The sequence below is a fragment of the Prevotella amnii CRIS 21A-A genome, from assembly GCF_000177355.1.
In the GTDB taxonomy this organism is placed as follows: domain Bacteria; phylum Bacteroidota; class Bacteroidia; order Bacteroidales; family Bacteroidaceae; genus Prevotella; species Prevotella amnii.
The window spans coordinates 1-3,161 of sequence record NZ_ADFQ01000005.1 but is presented as its reverse complement, the minus strand read 5'-3'; the positions used below and the strand labels follow the sequence as shown (position 1 = coordinate 3,161).

The following is a 3,161-nucleotide window of genomic DNA, read 5'->3' as shown; positions in this document are numbered from 1 at the left end:
ATATAATGGTAAGGACAACGATGACTACGTAAACGGTCAAGGCTTCTGCTGCAATGATGGTACGCCGGAGGCAGCACAGGCAAGGGCTATGGCACGCACAAGGGCTGCAAACGGCAACTTCAAGCCTAACGACGACTACGAAAAGATGCAGTTCTACTACCATCCCGACCATTTGGGTAGCAGTAGCTACATCACCAACCTTGATGGCGAAGTTTCGCAGCACATCGAGTATGTGCCGTTCGGTGAGGTGTTCATTGAAGAACGCAACAACACATGGAATACCCCTTACCTCTTCAACGCAAAAGAATTTGATGAGGAGACAGGTATGTACTACTATGGTGCGAGATACTATGAGCCGAGGTTGAGTTTGTGGATGAGTGCGGATCCCAAACAGGATAAATATCCAAATGTAAGTAGTTATTGCTATGTCATGGATAATCCAATTAAATTAATTGATCCTGATGGAAAAGATGTTCTTATATGGTATAAGGACAAACATGGAAGAGATCAATTATTCCGTTTTAGTGGATTTCATGGAAAGAAAAGTATTAAAATACCCAATAATCAATATGTGAAGGATTTTATTCAAGCATATTTATATAATGCCAAACATGGTGGTGGAAAAAAGACAATTCAAGCCGTAAGTAATCACAAATATGAAATTTATGTTTCAGATTCTCAAAATGATGAAACATATTATTCCGGTGGAGATAGACAACCAACCGTTTATTGGGAATCAAGGCAAGGGCTTAAAACAACGGAAGGTGGTAAACAGTCTGCAGCAACAGCTCTTGAGCACGAAATGGATCATGCTGTAGATGATGCAAATAACCACAAACAACATGTAGAAAGACGGCAGATGGGCGATTCTAACTATGACAACAAGGAAGAACGCAGAGTAATTACAGGGAGTGAAGCTCAAACAGCAAAAGGTAATAAAGAGGCGGTTCGAAGAAATCACAGAGGAACAAGTTATCGAACCGCCAGTCCGACTTCTACTACACCTTCAAAATAACACACATAGCATGTATTCGCTTCCTGCGAATACATGCTACAAACAAAGACTCAATATGAACAATAAAAGATATATATATTATATGCTTATAATATGCACATTATTTCTTTTTAGTTGCAATTACCGCCATAAGCAGGAAATTACTATTTTTTATTTTTGTGGTAATATAGAACCATATAGACAGTTTGATTGTACTGACCTCGATAGCAAATGTAAGACCAATGTATACGATGATACAATATTTATAACCTCTACTATGTTCAAACAAATTAAAGACGATATAATAAATGCTAAACCAACTCATAATTATTCAAACTCATACACACCAATAATATATGTAAATGTTGGAAATCAGAATTTGTGTCTTAATGGAATAAATAATCAGTGTTGGATAAAACAAAGTGATAGAAAATATCACCCTTATATTCTTAGTAATAAGACAGTGTATCTTCTAAAATGGAAATCTTTCTATTACAATTATTTGCCATATGATATTTTACAATTAGATAAGGGGATACGGCAATTTGGTATTCCTTCTGATTATAAAAAAGATCAGATAAATAAAATAATTAAAAAGAAAGAAATGTCTAAAGTCTTAGTAAGGGTAAAATAATAATGGGATATAATCATTATTTAGTATTATATGGTAGAATAAAAAATTGTACGAAGGTATATCTCACCACCTATATAAGGGTAACACACGGTAATGCTTCAAACCAGGAGTTGTCAAATCAATCACCTGATTTTCAAAAGTTTTTCAATAATAAGCATAAAGGCGGGGATAAATCCTCTGCCTTTTGCTACCAAACCGCAGCGTGATTATATAGCAACCGCGCTGCCATCTCTATCCTTTCGCAAACTCGCTTTTTACTCATTTTCTCAATATACTGATTATCAGCCATTTGAAAATCGACCAAATTTCGCATATTTCTGGCAAAATATTTTGTCGTTGAAAATATCGCAGCCACGAGAAGGAGTTTGTAAAAGAAAATAGTTTGTTCATGTCTTTTTTGTTGACGGTTTATGGATGTTCAGTCGGAAAACGTAAATTGCAAATAATAAGTGATTTACTTGTTTTTTCAGATGATATGTTTTAATTTTGCGAATAGTTCTCAATCTTTACGTCAATACGATAAAAACAAATAAACAGCGGCTCATCATCGACTCGCAAATCAATGCTCTCTTCGGGCTGCAGCCTGCCCCCAAGGACGAGACCGTGATGATTGTCAGCGGACGCAATGTCTATGACGCTTTCGGTCGTGTGGCTAAGGCTTACTACCCTGTAACCGAAGCTGTGGGAAACAAGACAACTTTCAACAAGGCATTTGACAATGTGTCGCCAACCGTAACGGTTTATGACGTGCTTGACCGTGCCATGAAAGTAACACTTCCGGACAATGCTGAGACCAAGACGGAATACTCTACGGACGCAGGTAGCAATGCACTCGTAACGACTGTAACTGATGCGTTGGGTAATCGTCAGGCAACCTATACCGATGGTAGTGGCAAGACGGTGAAGACCGAGCAACTCAGCGGACCTGATGGTATCATTACCACTTCTTTCGAATATGATGGCATCGACCGATTGGTCAAGGTAACAGACACCGAGGGCAACGTAACGACATCCGTCTATGATATGGGCGACCGTCGCACAGAGGTAAACCACCCAGCAAGCGGTATCACCACCTTTACCTACGATGCTTTGGGCAATGTGATAACCAAGCAGACAGCCAACCTCAAAAAGGAGGGCAAGACCATCAATTACGAGTATGACTACGGCCGTCTGGCGGCAATCAACTATCCCGACCATCCGGAAAATAACGTGAAGTACCATTACGGTGGTATCAACTCTTCTTACAACCGTATCGGCAGATTGATGCTTCGTGAGGACGGGAGTGGTGCGATCGAGTATTACTACGGTAAGATGGGTGAGGTCTTGAAGACGGTACGCACGCTGATTGTACCTAATCAGGCTGTGGCAACCTACATCACACAGTGGAAGTATGACAGCCATAACCGCCTATTGGAAATGATTTATCCCGATGAGGAGAAAGTAACCTACGGTTACAACCTCGGTGGGCAGGTAGACCACGTGCGTGGTTACAAGTCCTATGGCTACGATTATGTGAACAAGATAGGTTATGAT

1 protein-coding gene and 2 pseudogenes are annotated in these 3,161 nt (G+C 39.8%); all 3 read left to right on the top strand.

What is annotated here, in order from left to right; all coding sequences use genetic code 11:
- A pseudogene (locus tag HMPREF9018_RS01060) lies at positions 1 to 466 on the top strand (RHS repeat domain-containing protein); the annotation flags it as partial.
- 604 nt (positions 467 to 1,070) lie between these two features.
- Positions 1,071 to 1,628 carry a hypothetical protein gene (locus HMPREF9018_RS01055; protein ID WP_232724621.1) on the top strand — a complete coding sequence of 186 codons (558 nt, stop codon included), beginning with the start codon at positions 1,071 to 1,073 and terminating at the stop codon, positions 1,626 to 1,628.
- Between the two features lie 486 nt (positions 1,629 to 2,114).
- Positions 2,115 to 3,161 (top strand): annotated as a pseudogene (locus HMPREF9018_RS10550) (RHS repeat-associated core domain-containing protein); the annotation flags it as partial.

Coding starts and splice junctions, on each gene's coding strand:
- HMPREF9018_RS01055 (WP_232724621.1), top strand. CDS start 1,071: ATGAACAATAAAAGATATATATATTATATGCTTATAATATGCACATTA.